Raw genomic sequence first — 13,344 nt, 5'->3', positions numbered from 1 at the left:
GTCACCACCCGGCGACACTCGCCACCGGGTGTTGGTCAAAGTCTAGTGGGCGTACGACGGGGGGCGGGGCACCCGCCCCCCGTCGGGAAGTCACGACGTGCTGTCAGGACTTCAGGAGACGCCGAGCTCCTTGGCGTTCTTCTTCAGGTCCTCGATACCACCGCAGAGGAAGAAGGCCTGCTCCGGGAAGTGGTCGTAGTCACCGTCGATGATCGCGTTGAAGGCCGTGATCGACTCGTCCAGCGGCACGTCCGACCCGTCGACGCCGGTGAACTGCTTGGCGACGTGGGTGTTCTGGGACAGGAAGCGCTCCACGCGACGGGCGCGGTGGACGGTGAGCTTGTCCTCCTCGCCGAGCTCGTCGATACCGAGGATCGCGATGATGTCCTGGAGGTCCTTGTACTTCTGCAGCACCGTCTTGACGCGCATGGCGGTGTTGTAGTGGTCCGCCGCGATGTAGCGGGGGTCCAGGATGCGGGACGTGGAGTCCAGCGGGTCCACGGCCGGGTAGATGCCCTTCTCGGAGATCGGACGGGAGAGCACCGTCGTCGCGTCGAGGTGGGCGAAGGTCGTCGCCGGGGCCGGGTCGGTCAGGTCGTCCGCGGGCACGTAGATGGCCTGCATGGACGTGATCGAGTGACCACGGGTCGACGTGATGCGCTCCTGGAGGAGACCCATCTCGTCGGCCAGGTTCGGCTGGTAACCCACGGCCGAGGGCATCCGGCCCAGAAGGGTCGAGACCTCGGAACCGGCCTGCGTGAAGCGGAAGATGTTGTCGATGAAGAACAGCACGTCCTGCTTCTGCACATCGCGGAAGTACTCCGCCATGGTCAGACCCGCGAGGGCCACGCGCAGACGGGTGCCCGGCGGCTCGTCCATCTGACCGAAGACCAGCGCGGTCTTGTCGATGACGCCGGACTCGGCCATCTCCTCGATGAGGTCGTTGCCCTCACGAGTGCGCTCACCGACACCGGCGAACACGGAGACACCGTCGTGGTTGTTGGCGACGCGGTAGATCATCTCCTGGATGAGCACCGTCTTGCCGACACCGGCACCACCGAACAGACCGATCTTTCCACCCTTGACGTACGGGGTGAGGAGGTCGATGACCTTGACACCGGTCTCGAACATCTCGGTCTTCGACTCGAGCTCGTCGAAGTTCGGAGCCTTGCGGTGGATGCCCCAGCGCTCGCCCGTGTACTGCTCGTCGACGTTCAGGACCTCGCCGAGGGTGTTGAACACCTTGCCCTTGGTGAAGTCACCGACGGGGACGGTGATGGAGGCACCGGTGTCGGTCACCGAAGCCTGGCGGACCAGACCGTCGGTGGGCTGCATGGAGATGGCGCGGACCAGGCCGTCACCGAGGTGCTGGGCGACCTCGAGCGTCAGGACCTTCTTCTTGCCGTCCTCGGCCGGGTCGTTCACCTCGACGTGCAGGGCGTTGTAGATGTCCGGCATCGCGTCGACGGGGAACTCCACGTCGACGACCGGGCCGATGACCCGGGCGACGCGGCCCGTGGCCGTCGCGGTCTCAACAGTGGTCGTCATTACTTGTCACTCCCCGCGTTCGCGTCGGCCAGGGCGCTGGCGCCACCGACGATCTCGCTGATTTCCTGGGTGATTTCGGCCTGGCGGGCCGCGTTGGCAAGTCGGGAGAGCGTGTTGATCAGCTCTCCCGCGTTGTCGGTCGCCGACTTCATCGCGCGGCGCGTGGCGGCGTGCTTGGAGGCAGCCGACTGGAGCAGCGCGTTGTAGATACGGCTCTCGACGTAACGGGGCAGCAGGGCGTCGAGGACGTCCTCCGCCGACGGCTCGAAGTCGTACAGCGGAAGGATCTCGTCGCCCTTGGACGACGACTCCTGCGCCACCTCATCGAGGCTGAGCGGCAGCAGCCGGCTGTCGACCGCCGACTGCGTCATCATCGAGACGAACTCGGTGTAGACGATGTGGAGTTCGTCCACGCCGCCCTCCGCCGTCTCCTTCTCGATGGCCTCGATCAGCGGACCCGCGACCTTCTTGGCGTCCGCGTACGTGGGCTCGTCGGTGAAGCCCGACCACGACTCCACGACCTTGCGCTCGCGGAAGTTGTAGTGGGCCAGACCACGGCGGCCGACGATGTACGTGTCGACCTCCTTGCCCTCGGTCTCCAGGCGCGCCGTCAACTGCTCGGCGGCCTTGATCGCGTTGGAGTTGAAGGCGCCGGCCAGACCGCGGTCGCTCGTGAGGAGCAGTACCGCGACCCGGGTCGCCGTCTCTGCCTCGGTCGTCAGCGGGTGCTTGGTGGTCGACCCGGTCCCCACCGCCGTGACCGCGCGCGTGAGCTCGGTCGCGTACGGCGTGGAGGCCGCCACCTTGCGCTGCGCCTTGACGACGCGCGAGGCGGCGATCATCTCCATCGCCTTGGTGATCTTCTTGGTCGCGGTGACGGATCGGATGCGACGCTTGTAGACCCGGAGCTGGGCTCCCATGAGTCAGGTCCCTTCCTTACGTCACTTGGCGGCGGCCGGAGCGTCCTCGCCGAGAAGCTTCCCGTCCGAGGTCTCGAACTGCTTCTTGAACTCCGTGATGGCGTCGGCGACGGCCGTGAGGGTGTCGTCCGACATCTTGCCGCCCTCCTTGATGGAGGTCATGAGGCCCTGCTCCTTGCGGTGCAGGTACTCCAGGAGCTCCTTCTCGAAGCGGCGGATGTCGGCGACCGGCACGTCGTCCATCTTGCCGGTGGTACCGGCCCACACGGAGACGACCTGGTCCTCGGTCGGCATCGGCTGGTACTGAGCCTGCTTCAGCAGCTCGACCAGGCGCTGACCGCGCTCGAGCTGCGCCTTCGACGCGGCGTCCAGGTCGGAACCGAAGGCGGCGAATGCCTCCAGCTCGCGGTACTGGGCCAGGTCCAGACGCAGACGGCCGGACACCTGCTTCATCGCCTTGTGCTGCGCGGAACCACCGACTCGGGAGACGGAGATACCGACGTTCAGCGCGGGGCGCTGACCGGCGTTGAAGAGGTCCGACTCCAGGAAGCACTGGCCGTCGGTGATGGAGATGACGTTGGTCGGGATGAACGCGGAGACGTCGTTGGCCTTCGTCTCGACGATCGGCAGACCCGTCATCGAACCGGCGCCCAGCTCGTCCGAGAGCTTCGCGCAGCGCTCGAGGAGACGGGAGTGCAGGTAGAAGACGTCACCCGGGTAGGCCTCGCGCCCCGGCGGACGGCGGAGCAGCAGGGACACGGCGCGGTAGGCGTCGGCCTGCTTCGAGAGGTCGTCGAAGATGATGAGGACGTGCTTGCCCTCGTACATCCACTGCTGACCGATGGCCGAACCGGTGTACGGCGCCAGGTACTTGAAGCCGGCCGGGTCGGACGCCGGGGCGGCGACGATGGTCGTGTACTCCAGCGCGCCGGCCTCTTCCAGGGCACCACGCACGGAGGCGATGGTGGAGCCCTTCTGACCGATGGCGACGTAGACGCAGCGGACCTGCTTCGACGGGTCGCCGGTGCGCCAGTTGTCACGCTGGTTGATGATCGTGTCGACGGCCAGGGCGGTCTTGCCGGTCTGGCGGTCACCGATGATCAGCTGACGCTGGCCACGGCCGATCGGGGTCATCGCGTCGACGGCCTTGTAGCCGGTCTCCATCGGCTCGTGCACCGACTTACGGGCCATGACGCCCGGGGCCTGCAGCTCAAGGGCGCGTCGGCCGCTGGTCTCGATCTCGCCGAGGCCGTCGATCGGGTTGCCGAGCGGGTCGACAACGCGGCCGAGGTAGCCCTCGCCGACGCCGACGGACAGGACCTCACCGGTGCGCTGCACCGGCTGGCCCTCCTCGATACCGCTGAACTCGCCGAGGACGACCGCACCGATCTCGCGCTCCTCGAGGTTGAGGGCGAGACCCAGGGTGCCGTCCTCGAACTTCAGCAGCTCGTTGGCCATGGCCGAGGGAAGACCCTCCACCTTGGCAATGCCGTCGCCGGCCACGGTGACCGTACCGACCTCCTCGCGCGAGGCCGCGTCCGGCTTGTACGCCTGGACAAAGTTCTCCAGCGCGTCCCGGATCTCCTCCGGCCGGATCGTGAGCTCCGCCATCTGGGTTCCCTGCTCTCCTTGTTGGGCCCGAAGTGTTCTTGGGGGGTCTGGGGTCAGCCCCCAGGAATCCTCTGCACGGCCCAACTAGGGCCGTAGGTAGTACGTGGTGAGACCGTCAGCCGGCCATGCGGCGGCTGGCGTCCTCGATACGGTCCGCGATGGAGCCGTTGATGACCTCATCACCCACCTGCACCTTGACCCCGCCGAGGACCGAGGGGTCCACGTCCAGGTTCAGGTGCATCTGGCGGCCGTAGAGCTTCGCCAGGGACTGACCCAGGCGCTGCTTCTGCTGGTCGCTCAGCGGGACCGCCGTGGTGACGACGGCCACCATGCGTTCCCGGCGTTCGGCGGCGAGCTTGGAGAGGGACTCGAGTCCCGCTTCCAGGCTACGTCCCCGAGGCGCGGTCACAAGACGGCCGACGAGACGCTCGGTGGTGGGCCGGGCCCGGCCGCCGAGAAGCTCCTTGACCAGGGTGCCGCGGGCCGGGGCCGTGGCGCCCTTGTCGGTGAGTGCGGCACGCAGCTCGGTGTTGGAGCCGACGATCCGCTCGAACCGGAACAGCTCGTCCTCGACGTCGTCGAGGTGACCGTTCTTCTGCGCCGCGGTCAGGTCCGCGGTGGCGGCCAGCTCCTCCAGGGAGTCGACCAGGTCGCGCGAGGCCGACCACCGGGAGCGGACCAGACCGGCCACCAGGTCGACGGCTTCGCCGCTGACCTGGCCGCCGAGCAGCCGGCCCGCAAGCTCGGCCTTGGCGTCGCCGGACTGCGAGGGGTCGGTGAGGACCCGACGCAGCGACACCTCGCGGTCGAGCAGCGCGGTGACCGCGGCCAGGTCGCCGGCGAGGGCCTCGACATCGACCGACGTGGAGTCGGTCAGCACGTCCAGGCGCTCACGCGCGGCGACGAGGGCCTCGCGGCTCGCTCCGTGCACGGTCATCGAGCGGCCTCTGCCTTCGTCGCGGCGTCGTCGAGCCCGTCGAGGAAGCGGTCGATCGTGCGCGACTGCCGGGCGTGGTCCTCGAGGGACTCACCGACGAGCTTGCCGGCCAGGTCGGTGGCCAACTGGCCGACGTCCTGACGCAGCGCCTGAGCGGCGGCCTTGCGGTCGGCCTCGATCTGCGCGTGACCGGCGGCGATGATCTCCTCACGCTGCCGCTGGCCTTCCGCGCGCATCTCGGCGATGAGCGTGGCACCCTGCTCCTGCGCCTCCTGGCGCAGCCGCGCGGCTTCGTGCCGGGCCTCTGCGAGCTGAGCCTTGTACTGCTCGAGCACGCTCTGGGCTTCGGTCTGAGCGGCCTCGGCCTTCTCGATACCGCCTTCGATGGCCTCGCGACGCTCTTCCAGAACCTTGTTGATGTTCGGGAGGAGCTTCTTGGCGAGGAAGCCGAAGACGATGACGAAGGCGATCAGGCCGATGACAAGCTCAGGGATCGGAGGGACGAGGGGATTCTCCATCTCCTCGGCCGCGATCGTGAGCAGCTGGCTCATTTCAGTGCCTTTCGTCTGGTCGGCGGTTCGTAAGTCCGCGAATTACTTGCCGTAGACGAACGGCATGACCAGACCGATCAGGGCGAGCGCCTCACAGAAGGCGAAGCCGAGGATCTGGTTGGCGCGGATGAGGCCGGCCGCCTCGGGCTGACGGGCCAGGGCCTGCGTGCCGTTACCGAAGATGATGCCGACGCCGACGCCGGGGCCGATGGCAGCGAGGCCGTAACCGATGGAGCCGAGCGAACCGGAAACAGCGGCAAGGGTCTGGGACATGCCAGTTCTTCCTTTTCTGTGCGAACCGGTGGGGGTTGGCCACCGGACGTCTGAGGGGGTGTGGGTGAGGGGCACTCAGTGGTGCTCGGCGAGCGCGCCCTGGATGTAGGTGCACGTCAGGAGGACGAACACGTAAGCCTGAAGTGCCTGGATGAACAGCTCGAACGCGGTCATCACCAGGGTCATGATGAAGCTGACGCCGGCGTAGGCGATGCCGATGCCGTTCAGCAGGTACCAGCTAGCGATCGTGAAGAGCAGCAGCAGGGTGTGACCGGCGAACATGTTCGCGAAGAGTCGCACGGCGTGCGTGAAGGGGCGGACCAGCAGGTTCGAGAAGAACTCGATGACCATGGCCAGCGGCAGGACCGGGCCCAGCGACTTGTCGTAGCCGGTGACGTTCTTGAAGAACCCGACGAATCCGTGCCGCTTGAAGGTCAGCGACACCCAGAGGATGTAGACAAGCACGGCGAGCACGGCCGGGTAGGCGATGATCGACGTCACCGGGAACTGGGCGACCGGGATGACCGACCAGAGGTTCATCATCCACACGAAGAAGAACAGCGAGACGATGAGCGGAACGTACTTCTCGCCCTCCTTCTTGCCGATCGTCTCGTAGACAACACCACGCCGGATGAAGTCGTAACCCGCCTCGGCGACCATCTGCAGCTTGCCGGGGACGACCTTCGGCTTGCCGAAGGCGGCCCAGAAGAAGCCGATGATGATGATCGAGCCGAGCAGCGCCAGCAGCATCGGCTTGTTGAAGTACATGTTGCTGTCCGCGTCGCCCCACAGGGGCTCGAACAGGAACGAGTGCAGGCCGGGAGCCGGGAATCCACACCCATCAAAAATGTGGCAGTCGGTCTCGAAGGCGAGCACCTGCGTCGGGTCAGCACTCACCGCGGGCTCCTTCAGCGTGGCGCATAGGTACGGCAACCTCGTTGTGTCGGCGCGGCGCGCAGCCGCGGTTCGGCACGGGACTGGTGGTTCGGATGTGGGGGCGGCGGTCGGGCATCGAGCCTCGCGCTATTGCAGGCGTCAGCTCAGATGCCCGCGCCCGCGATGCCGCAGTTGGCACCGGACGATAGCAGGGTCGTGAACCCCCACTTATCCCGCCCCTACGCTTCACGACTTCGGCCCCGTCTTCTCGGGCTTGTCGCCCTTCTGCGAGTCGGGTTCCACGTAGAGGATCTTGGCCTTCATGTGGGCGCGCGTCTGCGCCGCGATCCACGCGAGGGTCGAGACGACGAGGGCGATCGCGAAGGCCCTCGGGTTGAACAGCGTCGTGTCCTTGAAGAGGGCCATGAAGATGACCATGAGCAGCAACTGTGCCGCGTAGAGCATCAGGCCCATCATCTGGAACAGGTGCGGAAGAGATTTGGCGGTCCGCTCGAGGACCACGAGTCCGATCCCCATGAAGAAGAGCGCGACGACCGTTCCGACGAGCGCGCCGAGGGCCCCCTTGCCGCCCGCGACCGCGGCGCTGACCACGATGGTGATCACGCCGACGGCAGCCGTGGGGACGGCGGTTTTGAGAAGGGTCCGTGCGTCGTTGGACGGCATGGCGGCAGCTCCGCTTATTGATGGGGGCAGGGTGTCGTCATGGACGAGCGTAGTCCGGGGCCGAGACAGGACTTCGGGCCAAGGGACCGTCGCACTACGGTCTTTCGGCTCTATCCCCGGGGTTTCGTGAACGGTATCACAAACTATTTGATGCGGTCTTTACCTAGAAGGTGTGCCAACTGTCACACGTGAGGGGGAACCTGCGCGTCTGTGCATTCAAGACGCCAACTCATCCTGTAATGAGCCGTTTTGCTGGTCGCTGTCAAACGCCGAGAACCTGACGTTCGGCCACAGCGGCCAACTTGGGCGCCCGCCCGGCAGCCGTCATGTTGACGCCCCCGGGATCCGTTCGGATCCCGGGGGCGTCGGTCTTGCTTTCAGTCGGCGCTCGCGCCGAGCCGGTTCAGCAGGTCACGACCTTGTCCCAGTCGGCCCAGGGCTGGACGGACGAGAGCAACGCGGTCTTGTCCTTCTTCACGGACGTACAGGCCGAGTCGTAGCCGTACTTGAAGATGCCCTTCAGCTTCTTCGTGCCGGAGCAGTTGTTCGTGACCTTGAAGGTCTTGTACCCCTCGCTCTGGCGGGTCTTCTTCACCTTGACGCAACTGGGAGCGGCACCCTTGGCGCCGATCACCCCCGCGGTGCCCCCCTGTGACTGAGGAGCCGCCACGGCCGTGGTCCCCATGACGCCCAGCGAACCGCTGAACGCCACGACAGCAACGCCGAGTACAGCGAGCTTACGCATGATTCATCCTCTGCTCATGAGTGCGTGAGGAGGACGCCACCCTGGTCAGGGGTGGCTTGTTCCCCGTTTGACGTGATCATTTCTAACATGGGCGATCACGCAGCGCACCCACTTTTACGCGGGGAGCTACGGAAGCTGCGGTTCAGCTGAACGTGCTGTCCTTACGCCGATCCGTGAAGCGAGATCGACCGCCGATCGCTGTCGCTCCGTTGACGCCCGCGGGAATCGGCGCCGCACTCTCCTCGGTCTCCTCCGCCTCGACCGCCTCGGAAGCCTCCGCCGTCTCCTCCGCGGCGGCCTTGCGGCGGTAGCGCGGCGGTACCAAGTGCTGGGCCCAGCGCGGCGCGTGCGGGGTGAAGCGGGGCAGCAGGAGCAGGACCAGGCCGACGAAGCTGAGGGCGACGATGGTGAGCACGACCCACATTCCGGATGCGGAGTGGACCGAGTAGGCGACCGCGCCGAAGGCGATGAGCGCCGACCAGAAGTACATGATCAGGACCGCGCGGCTGTGGGAGTGGCCGATCTCCAGGAGCCGGTGGTGGAGGTGGCCGCGGTCGGCGGCGAACGGCGACTGCCCGTTCCAGGTGCGGCGCACGATCGCGAGGACGAGGTCCGCGAACGGGATCGCGATGATCGTCAGCGGCATCACCAGCGGGATGAAGACGGGGAGCATCGCGTGCGTGGTGTCCCGCGTGGAGCCGCCGAGGTTCAGCTTGAGGGCGTCCGGGTCGATCTGGCCGGTCATGGAGATGGCGCCGGCCGCGAGGACCAGCCCGATCAGCATGGACCCCGAGTCACCCATGAAGATCCGCGCCGGATGCATGTTGTGCGGCAGGAAGCCCAGGCACATGCCCATCAGGATCGCCGCGAAGAGCGTCGCGGGGGCGGCGGCCTCGATGCCGTAGCCGTACCAGATCCGGTAGGCGTAGAGGAAGAACGCGGCGGCGGCGATGCACACCATGCCCGCCGCGAGCCCGTCCAGGCCGTCGACGAAGTTGACCGCGTTGATGGTGATGACCACGAGGGCCACCGTCAGGAGCGTGCCCTGCCACTGCGTCAGGCCGACCGTGCCGACACCCGGGATCGGCAGCCACAGGATCGTCAGACCCTGCATGACCATGACGCCCGCGGCGATCATCTGGCCGCCCAGCTTGATCAGCGCGTCGATCTCGAACTTGTCGTCGAGGACCCCGATCAGCCAGATCAGCGCGGCCCCGGAGAGCAGCGCCCGCGGTTCGTTGGACGAGTCGAACACCTTGTCCAGGTTGGAGAGGTGGTCGGCGACCAACAGGCCCGCGCACAGACCGAAGAACATGGCGATACCGCCGAGCCGCGGCGTGGGTTCACGGTGCACGTCGCGCGCACGGATCTCCGGCATCGCGCCGGCCACGATCGCGAACTTCCGCACAGGGCCTGTGAGCAGATAGGTCACCGCGGCCGTGATGCAGAGCGTCAGCAGGTATTCACGCACGGGCTTCCCCACAGGTATCGCTGGCCATCTCAGCCCCACACCCTAGCTTCGCGTGCTTGACGATGGAGACTTCCGGGTAGCGACGATGGTTGCACGAGTGACGGTGCGGTACCGTCGCGGCCCTGTTCCAGGGCTGTCCCGGCCCTTCGCCGGCCCGCTATCCGAGGGCGTACGGGGGGAATCTCGCCGCGATGTCACGGACCTCCTCGCGGACCGCGCCCGTATCGAGATCGCCGCGTACGACGCCCGCGAGGAGCACCGCGATCCGGGCCGCCTCCGCCTGCCCCATGCCCTGCGTGGTGACGGCGGCGGTGCCCAGGCGCAGGCCCCGGCCGTCGCCGTGCGGCAGCGCGCAGGTGTCCAGGACCATGCCGGCCGAGGCCAGCTTGCCGCGCGCCACCGGGCCCGGGACGCCGAGCGGCGCCGGGTCGACGGTGACGAGGTGGGTGTCAGTGCCGCCCGTGGTGACGGCGAAGCCCTGCGCGGTCAACTCCCCTGCCAGGGCACGGGCGTTGGCGACGACCTGATGCGCGTACCGGGTGAAGGCCGAAGTGGCCGCCTCGCCGAACGCGACGGCCTTCGCGGCGATCGTGTGCATCTGCGCGCCGCTCTGGGTGAACGGGAAGACGGCCCGGTCCACCCGGTCCGCGAGCTCGGCGCGGCACAGCAGCATGCCGCCGCGCGGGCCGCGCAGCACCTTGTGCGTGGTGGCGCAGACGATGTCGGCGTACGGGACGGGGTTCGGGGCCGCTCCCCCGGCGACGAGCCCCATGGGGTGCGCGGCGTCCACGACGAGGTGGGCACCGACCTCGTCGGCGATGGCGCGGAAGGCGGCGTAGTCGATGTGGCGGGGGTAGGAGGTCGAGCCGCACACGATGGCCTTGGGGCGGTGGGCGCGGGCGGCGGCGCGGACCTGGTCGTGGTCGATGAGCCCGCTCTCGGGGTCGACGCCGTAGGGGACGAAGTCGAACCAGCGGCCGGAGAAGTTGGCCGGTGAGCCGTGGGTGAGGTGGCCGCCGGACGGCAGGCCCATGGCGAGCACGGTGTCGCCGGGGCGCAGGAGCACCGCGTACGCGGCGAGCACGGCCGAGGAGCCGGAGTGCGCCTGTACGTTGACGTGCTCGGCGCCGAAGAGGGCCTTCGCGCGGTCGACAGCGATGCGTTCGGCCATGTCCACGAGTTCGCAGCCGCCGTGGTGGCGGGCGCCGGGGTAGCCCTCCGCGTACTTGTTGGCGAGGGGGGAGCCGAGGGCTTCGAGCACCGCGGGGGACATGAAGTTCTCGGCCGCGATCAACTGGAGGGAGTCGGCCTGGCGCGCCGCCTCGCCGAGGATGATCTCGGCGAGTTCGGGGTCCTGGCGCCGTAGCTCCGTCAGGGGCGCGGGTTCAGTCGTGACCGGCATCTTCGGCTCCGGGCCTCGCGTGCGGGAGATGGTGCTTCCCAATGTAGGTCCGGGGCGCGCGGGCCGCCTGGGGGTGACGCCGCCGGGCTTACCCGGGCACGCCCGTCAGCGCCGCGACGACCGGATCGAGCGCCTCGTTGATCTCGCCGCCCACCGACCGGAAGAACGGCAGCGGCGCCCCGTAGGGGTCGTACACCTCGTCCGCCTCGACGGAGGGGGCGAGCAGCCACCCGCGCAGCGCCGCCGCGGCCCGCACCAGGGACCGTGCACGGCCCACCACGCCGCCCGCGGAGGTGTCGCGGGGGTCGGGGAGGGTCGCCGGGTCTATGGCCCGCACGAGCCGCGTGAACTCCTTCAGCGTGAACGTGCGCAGGCCCGCGCTGTGGCCCATGGAGATGACCTGGGCGCGGTGGTCGCGGGTCGCGGTCAGCACGAGGTCGGCCCTTATGACGTGGTCGTCCAGGAGCTCGCGGCCGACGAAGCCGGAGGGGTCCGCGCCGAAGTCGGCCAGGACCTGCTCCGCGTTGGCCTCCATCGGGGCGCCCTCGTGACCCCAGGTGCCCGCGCTCTCCACGATGAGCCCGCCGGCCAGCGGGTCGCCGAGCCGGTCCGCGAGGGCGTGCCGCGTCAGCCGCTCGGTGATCGGCGAGCGGCACACGTTGCCGGTGCTGACGTGGAGGATGCGGAAGGAATCGCCGGGGGCGTGCGGCCCCCGGTACTCGGTGCCTATGCCACGCCCCGTCTCAGGGGCAGTCAATTCGCCACCTCGAGGTCGGGTACGACCTTGCGCAGTTCCTCGGCGGAGAGCGCTCCGGCGCGCAGCAGCACCGGGACCTTGCCGGTGACGTCGACGATCGAGGAGGGGACGATGCCGGGGGTGGGGCCGCCGTCGAGGTAGACGGAGACGGAGTCGCCGAGCATCTCCTGGGCGGCGTCGCAGTCCTCGGGGGCGCGGTGGCCCGTGAGGTTGGCGGAGGAGACCGCCATCGGGCCGACCTCGGTGAGCAGTTCGATGGCGACCGGGTGCAGCGGCATGCGGACGGCGACGGTGCCGCGGGTCTCGCCCAGGTCCCACTGGAGGGACGGCTGGTGCTTGGCGACGATCGTCAGGGCGCCGGGCCAGAAGGCGTCGACGAGTTCCCAGGCCATCTCGGAGAAGTCCGTGACGAGGCCGTGCAGCGTGTTCGGGGAGCCGATGAGGACGGGGCTCGGCATGTTGCGGCCGCGGCCCTTGGCCTCCAGGAGGTCACCGACCGCCTCGGCGGTGAACGCGTCGGCGCCGATCCCGTAGACGGTGTCGGTGGGCAGCACGACGAGTTCGCCGCGGCGGACGGCGGACGCGGCTTCACGCAGACCTGTTGCGCGGTCGGTCGCGTCGTTGGTGTCGTAACGCCGTGCCATTTAGCGGGCCTCCTGCTCTGCGTACTGCTCAAGGGTGTGAAGTTCGTGGGTCACGGCATCGCCTTGCGGGCGGTCGCGAACCGCGGGCGGTTGTTCAGGTCGGGGTGGTCGGCGGCGTCCGCCCAGCCCCGCTCCTCGGTGAAGATCCACGGCACCAGGCCGCCCTGGGTGTCCGCGTGCTCGATGACGACGACGCCGCCGGGGCGCAGCAGACGGTGGGCGGTGCGCTCGATGCCCCGGATCAGGTCGAGGCCGTCCTCGCCGGAGAACAGCGCCATGTCCGGGTCGTAGTCGCGGGCCTCCGGGGCGACGTACTCCCACTCGGTGAGCGGGATGTACGGCGGGTTGGAGACGACGAGGTCGACCTGGCCGTCGAGGTCGGGGAAGGCCGTCAGGGCGTCGCCCTGGCGCAGGTCGACCCTGGACCCCTCGACGTTCTTGCGCGTCCAGCGCAGGGCGTCCTCGGACAGCTCGACGGCGTGCACGCGCGAGCGCGGCACTTCCTGCGCGAGGGCGAGGGCGATGGCGCCGGAGCCGGTGCACAGGTCGACGATGAGCGGCTCGACGACGTCCATGGCGCGTACGGCGTCTATGGCCCAGCCGACGACCGACTCGGTCTCGGGGCGCGGCACGAAGACACCGGGTCCGACCTGGAGCTCCAGGTAGCGGAAGTAGGCGCGCCCTGTGATGTGCTGGAGCGGTTCGCGGGCCTCGCGGCGCGCGGTCACCTCCCAGTACCGGGCGTCGAAGTCGGTGTCCTTGACGGTGTGCAGCTCGCCCCGCTTCACGCCGTGCACGAAGGCGGCGAGTTCCTCCGCGTCGTTGCGCGGCGAGGGCACGCCGGCGTCGGCCAGCCGCCGGGTGGCCTGGGCCACTTCCGCGAGCAGCAGGTTCACGCTGGTCCTCCGAGTCGAGCTGTCGTGCA

The 13,344-nt window shown here is 68.5% G+C and carries 14 protein-coding genes; all 14 read right to left on the bottom strand.

The window, feature by feature from the left end; all coding sequences use genetic code 11:
• Positions 1-111: 111 nt before the first annotated feature.
• Entirely contained in the window at positions 112-1,548 is a 1,437-nt protein-coding gene (gene atpD, locus ACIRF8_RS23760; RefSeq protein ID WP_404217445.1) for a F0F1 ATP synthase subunit beta, read from the bottom strand.
• Positions 1,548-2,468 (bottom strand): F0F1 ATP synthase subunit gamma, encoded by a 921-nt coding sequence (locus ACIRF8_RS23755; RefSeq protein WP_404217444.1) that lies wholly within the window; start codon positions 2,466-2,468, stop codon positions 1,548-1,550. The genes atpD and ACIRF8_RS23755 overlap by 1 nt, the downstream gene beginning before the upstream one ends.
• A 21-nt stretch (positions 2,469-2,489) precedes the next feature.
• Positions 2,490-4,079, bottom strand: a complete 1,590-nt coding sequence (gene atpA, locus ACIRF8_RS23750; protein WP_404217443.1) for a F0F1 ATP synthase subunit alpha — start codon at positions 4,077-4,079, stop codon at positions 2,490-2,492.
• 115 nt (positions 4,080-4,194) lie between these two features.
• A complete protein-coding gene (locus ACIRF8_RS23745) occupies positions 4,195-5,010 on the bottom strand; it encodes a F0F1 ATP synthase subunit delta (protein ID WP_404217544.1) in 816 nt (271 codons plus the stop codon).
• A 2-nt stretch (positions 5,011-5,012) separates the two neighbouring features.
• Complete coding sequence (locus tag ACIRF8_RS23740; RefSeq protein WP_394430386.1) at positions 5,013-5,567, bottom strand: F0F1 ATP synthase subunit B; 555 nt, start codon at positions 5,565-5,567, stop codon at positions 5,013-5,015.
• Between the two features lie 42 nt (positions 5,568-5,609).
• On the bottom strand, positions 5,610-5,840 hold the full coding sequence (atpE, locus tag ACIRF8_RS23735) for an ATP synthase F0 subunit C (RefSeq protein WP_024884520.1): 231 nt from the start codon (positions 5,838-5,840) through the stop codon (positions 5,610-5,612).
• 75 nt (positions 5,841-5,915) lie between these two features.
• Positions 5,916-6,737, bottom strand: a complete 822-nt coding sequence (atpB, locus tag ACIRF8_RS23730; RefSeq protein WP_404217441.1) for a F0F1 ATP synthase subunit A — start codon at positions 6,735-6,737, stop codon at positions 5,916-5,918.
• Positions 6,738-6,962: 225 nt separating this feature from the next.
• Positions 6,963-7,400 (bottom strand): hypothetical protein, encoded by a 438-nt coding sequence (locus ACIRF8_RS23725; RefSeq protein WP_404217440.1) that lies wholly within the window; start codon positions 7,398-7,400, stop codon positions 6,963-6,965.
• A 403-nt stretch (positions 7,401-7,803) separates the two neighbouring features.
• Positions 7,804-8,145, bottom strand: coding sequence for a hypothetical protein (locus ACIRF8_RS23720; protein ID WP_404217439.1), 342 nt, complete (start codon positions 8,143-8,145; stop codon positions 7,804-7,806).
• Positions 8,146-8,287: 142 nt separating this feature from the next.
• On the bottom strand, positions 8,288-9,616 hold the full coding sequence (locus ACIRF8_RS23715; RefSeq protein ID WP_404217438.1) for an MraY family glycosyltransferase: 1,329 nt from the start codon (positions 9,614-9,616) through the stop codon (positions 8,288-8,290).
• Positions 9,617-9,773: 157 nt separating this feature from the next.
• Positions 9,774-11,018, bottom strand: a complete 1,245-nt coding sequence (glyA, locus tag ACIRF8_RS23710; protein ID WP_404217437.1) for a serine hydroxymethyltransferase — start codon at positions 11,016-11,018, stop codon at positions 9,774-9,776.
• An 88-nt stretch (positions 11,019-11,106) separates the two neighbouring features.
• Positions 11,107-11,775 (bottom strand): protein-tyrosine-phosphatase, encoded by a 669-nt coding sequence (locus tag ACIRF8_RS23705; RefSeq protein WP_404217436.1) that lies wholly within the window; start codon positions 11,773-11,775, stop codon positions 11,107-11,109.
• A complete protein-coding gene (locus ACIRF8_RS23700) occupies positions 11,772-12,419 on the bottom strand; it encodes an L-threonylcarbamoyladenylate synthase (protein ID WP_404217435.1) in 648 nt (215 codons plus the stop codon). The genes ACIRF8_RS23705 and ACIRF8_RS23700 overlap by 4 nt, the downstream gene beginning before the upstream one ends.
• Before the next feature lie 50 nt (positions 12,420-12,469).
• Positions 12,470-13,315 carry a peptide chain release factor N(5)-glutamine methyltransferase gene (gene prmC, locus ACIRF8_RS23695; protein WP_404217434.1) on the bottom strand — a complete coding sequence of 282 codons (846 nt, stop codon included), beginning with the start codon at positions 13,313-13,315 and terminating at the stop codon, positions 12,470-12,472.
• Positions 13,316-13,344 lie beyond the last annotated feature (29 nt).

This window comes from Streptomyces sp. NPDC102406 (assembly GCF_044765725.1).
Lineage (GTDB): Bacteria > Actinomycetota > Actinomycetes > Streptomycetales > Streptomycetaceae > Streptomyces.
The sequence above is the reverse complement of the archived record's forward strand: the minus strand, read 5'-3'. Positions and strand labels throughout refer to the sequence as shown.